The organism is Candidatus Pelagibacter sp., from assembly GCF_052049815.1.
Taxonomy (GTDB): Bacteria; Pseudomonadota; Alphaproteobacteria; order Pelagibacterales; family Pelagibacteraceae; genus Pelagibacter.
This window is the reverse complement of sequence record NZ_JBNGZG010000064.1, coordinates 1-3,693: the sequence shown is the minus strand read 5'-3', so window position 1 is coordinate 3,693 and position 3,693 is coordinate 1. Positions and strand designations below refer to the sequence as shown.

General features: G+C 27.9%; 5 protein-coding genes and 1 tRNA gene. 5 read left to right on the top strand and 1 reads right to left on the bottom strand.

Features of this window, described 5'->3' with window-relative positions; all coding sequences use genetic code 11:
* Nucleotides 1–142: 142 nt before the first annotated feature.
* Nucleotides 143–565 (bottom strand): zinc-ribbon domain-containing protein, encoded by a 423-nt coding sequence (locus ACTT9D_RS06950; RefSeq protein ID WP_440931056.1) that lies wholly within the window; start codon nt 563–565, stop codon nt 143–145.
* A 92-nt stretch (nt 566–657) separates the two neighbouring features.
* On the opposite strand from ACTT9D_RS06950, the gene ACTT9D_RS06945 reads away from it, so the two are divergent.
* The 5 genes from ACTT9D_RS06945 to ACTT9D_RS06925 all read left to right on the top strand — a co-directional run.
* A tRNA-Pro gene (locus ACTT9D_RS06945) sits at nt 658–734 on the top strand.
* A 5-nt stretch (nt 735–739) separates the two neighbouring features.
* Nucleotides 740–1,021, top strand: coding sequence for an ETC complex I subunit (locus ACTT9D_RS06940; protein ID WP_440931055.1), 282 nt, complete (start codon nt 740–742; stop codon nt 1,019–1,021).
* A 3-nt stretch (nt 1,022–1,024) separates the two neighbouring features.
* Nucleotides 1,025–2,014, top strand: a complete 990-nt coding sequence (locus ACTT9D_RS06935; RefSeq protein ID WP_440931054.1) for a putative transporter — start codon at nt 1,025–1,027, stop codon at nt 2,012–2,014.
* Nucleotides 2,014–2,955, top strand: a complete 942-nt coding sequence (glpX, locus tag ACTT9D_RS06930; RefSeq protein WP_440931053.1) for a class II fructose-bisphosphatase — start codon at nt 2,014–2,016, stop codon at nt 2,953–2,955. The genes ACTT9D_RS06935 and glpX overlap by 1 nt, the downstream gene beginning before the upstream one ends.
* Nucleotides 2,955–3,693, top strand: a 739-nt coding sequence (locus ACTT9D_RS06925) for a DHH family phosphoesterase (protein ID WP_440931052.1), incomplete at its 3' end; no start/stop codon positions are given. The genes glpX and ACTT9D_RS06925, both read left to right, overlap by 1 nt.

Here is a 3,693-nt window from a genome sequence, read left to right as displayed (position 1 = left end):
CACGTACGGCGTCGTCGGCAGGGTCAGATGTGTATAAGAGCCTGATTAGAGCTAATATAGCAGCTATAAGTAATATAAGACCACTTGCTGCTTCTAATTTAAAAAACCATTTAAAGGGCTTTGATATATAATTTATCATATTTTAAGAAATAAGATCTTTAATAAAAAATTTAATATCTTTCAATGTTTCAATTAGATTAAATAAAAATAGCTCTAAATTTGGAAATATACGACTTAAAGGTGATTTGAATGTATCTAATATAATGATTATTGCAATAACAGTTATTAAAATAACTATAAAATAACCGAAAATTTTAAAAAAAATACCACCAAAATTTTTTTGATTTTTCTTATTTTGTACTTCTACCTCTTCATTATCATTTGTTAAATTTTCCGTAATTTCTTCTGTTGTTTGATTATCTGATAATTTTAAATCTAAAAACTTTGAGATTTTGTAAAACCACTTATGATCACAAGCACTACATTGTAACAATCGTCCATTTTCAGGTATGAGTGCAGAATCTACATCAAAGCTTTTATTACAATTTTCACAGGTAATAATCATAGGATTTATATAGCAGAAATGTTTAAAATGTCCTTATTTTGATTATCTTTATTCGTTGAAAATTATAATAAGTGCTGTATTAGTTACTTGCTCGGAGTGTAGCGCAGCCTGGTAGCGCATCTGGTTTGGGACCAGAGGGTCGCAGGTTCGAATCCTGCCACTCCGACCATTCTTATGAAAAGAGCTAAAATTTACATTCCTAATAAAAATCCAATGCAATCAGGTTTAGGTAAAACTAACAAATGGATATTAGAATTTGAAACCAATGATCCAACAGAAAACCCCCTTATGGGCTGGGAAAGTTCTGATGATACATTTACTGAATTAAAATTAGAATTTTCCTCTAAAGAACTAGCAATTGAATATGCTAAAAAAAATAAAATTGATGTTGAAATAATAGAACCTAGAAAAAGAAAAACTGTTAAAAAATCATATGCAGATAATTTTTTGAAATAATAAATGTTTAGATTTTTTACTCAAAGAGATTGGTTTTTATGGTCTTGGATTGGTTCTTTTATAATCTTATCCTCTTTATGGATCCAAGTTAAAATTGATGTAAAAATAAATGAATGGTTTGGCCAATTTTATGACATGATCCAAAAAGCCTTGTCTGCTCCAAATTCAATTACAATTGATGAATATTGGGCGAGTCTATTATCGTTCATCACATTAGCTGCAATGTATGTTGGAGTAGCAGTTCTTGTAAGTTTTTTTACATCTCATTATTTATTTCGTTGGAGAACAGCTATGGTTGAATGGTATCACAGCGTTTATGATAAAGCTAGAAAAATTGAAGGAGCTGCACAAAGAGTTCAAGAAGACACTATTAAATTTTCAAGAATAATGGAGTCTTTAGGCACAAGTTTAATTGAAGCGCTGATGATATTAATTGAATTCATGCCTATACTTTTTGGATTAAGTATTGGAATTCCAATTTTTTTCTTTGGTGATTGGGACTATGGATTAATCACTGGTGCTTTAATTTGGTCAGTAGGCGGAACAATTTTTTTAATTTTACTTGGATTAATTTTAAGATTGGTAGGTGTTGAATATGATCTTCAAAAAAAAGAAGCTGCATATAGAAAAATTTTAGTTATTGCTGAGGATGACGGTTCAATAAAACCAAAATCTATTGATGAGTTATTTGACGATGTAAGAAACATTCATTTTTTAAGTTATATAAGATATTTGTATTTTAATATTGGTAGAATTGCTTATTTACAAGCTAATGTTTTATCAGCATATGTTTTTTTAGCCCCAGCGATTGTAGCGGGTGCAGTAACACTAGGAGTTATGCAACAAATAATTAGAGCTTTTGGTAGAGTAGAGGGATCTATGCAATACATTTTAAAAGCATGGCCAACTATTATTGAATTAGCAAGTGTGTATAAACGTTTAAGAGAATTTGAAAATAAAATACAAACAACTGAAGTAACTCAAGAAATATAATGTCTATAGATAAAAAATTTATTGATCAAATTATTAAAGTTTCATCTAAAGCAGCATACGCTTCATCATTATTAGTAGGAAAGAATGATAAAATTGCTGCCGATAAAGCTGCTGTTGATACAATGAGAACAGAATTAAACTCACTCGATATTAAGGGTAAAGTTGTTATTGGTGAAGGTGAACTTGATGAAGCGCCGATGCTTTATATTGGTGAAATATTAGGCACAAAAAATGGTCCTGAAATTGATATTGCTGTTGATCCTGTCGAAGGTACAAATTTTGCTGCAAAAAATTTACCAGGTGCACTATCTGTAATATCAATAGCTGAAAAAGGTAATCTTTTCCATGCTCCGGAAACATATATGGATAAGATTGCAGCTTATGTTGAAGAAAAAAATATTGTTGATTTAGATTTTAATATAAAAAAAAATTTAGATAATTTGGCTCAATATAAAAATAAAAATATTAAAGATTTAACTGTATGTATTTTAGATAGACCAAGACACAAAAAAATTATTGATGAAATACATAATTTAAAAGCTAAAACTAAGCTAATAACTGATGGTGATGTTGCTGGTGCTTTACTTGTTACTAAAGAAGAATTTAATGTTGATCTATTTTTGGGAATAGGTGGTGGTCCAGAAGGTGTTTTGGCAGCATCAGCCCTAGATTCATTTGGTTGTTTTTTTCAAGGAAGATTTATTTTTGATAATGATGAAGATAAAAAAAGAGCGAAAGCTATGGGTATTAATGATTTAGAAAAAAAATATTCATTGAATGAAATTGTTTCTGGAGATTCAATTTTTTGTGCTACAGGTATAACCTCAGGAGATTTAGTAAAAGGTATAAGTGTAAATGGTAATACTTTTACATCCGAGACTCTTGTGACTCACAAAAAATCAAATTTAAAAAAAAATATATCAAAAACATATGATATTTAATGATTTCTATTAATGGAAATTCATGGGAAGAAACTGATGTTGATAAGAGGTTAGTTGAGAAGTTAAAACAAGATTTTAATTTTAGTGAAATTATATCAAAACTATTAATTAATAGAGATTACAACAAAGACGAAGTTTACTCATTAAATAATACGATTGATATCATTAATCCTTTTATAAATGATCCAGACTTTATCAGTTCAAAAGATTTAATTCTTGAGTTTATTAATAATAAAAAAAAAATACTTATTATAGGTGATTATGATGTTGATGGTTCTGTTTCAACATCAATGTTAATAAAGTTATTTCAACATATTAATCATCCATATGATTTTTATATACCTGACAGAACTTTAGATGGTTATGGCTTGTCTAAAAATTTAGTAGAAAAACTCAAGAATAGATTAACTGATCTAATTATAATTGTAGATTCTGGATCTAAATCACATAAAGCAATAAGTTATTTGAATGATTTAAAAATAAAGACAATTATAATTGATCATCATGAAATATCTAAACCTTACCCAAAAAGTACAGTTTTAATTAATCCAAAAAAAACTAGCGTAAATTATGATCAAATCAATTTATGTGCTAGTGCATTAGTTTATTTTTTAATTGATATATTAAAAAAAGATCTAAATTTAGATATTTCAACAAAATTAAATTTATTCTTAACTGCTTTAGCTACAATCTGTGATGTTATGCCTTTACGAGGTTTAAATAGAAATATTATTATTA

Excerpts from the sequence above, each read along its gene's own strand:
- ACTT9D_RS06950 (WP_440931056.1), bottom strand. The coding sequence starts at position 565 with ATGATTATTACCTGTGAAAATTGTAATAAAAGCTTTGATGTAGATTCT.
- ACTT9D_RS06935 (WP_440931054.1), top strand. The coding sequence starts at position 1,025 with ATGTTTAGATTTTTTACTCAAAGAGATTGGTTTTTATGGTCTTGGATT.
- glpX (WP_440931053.1), top strand. The coding sequence starts at position 2,014 with ATGTCTATAGATAAAAAATTTATTGATCAAATTATTAAAGTTTCATCT.
- ACTT9D_RS06940 (WP_440931055.1), top strand. The coding sequence starts at position 740 with ATGAAAAGAGCTAAAATTTACATTCCTAATAAAAATCCAATGCAATCA.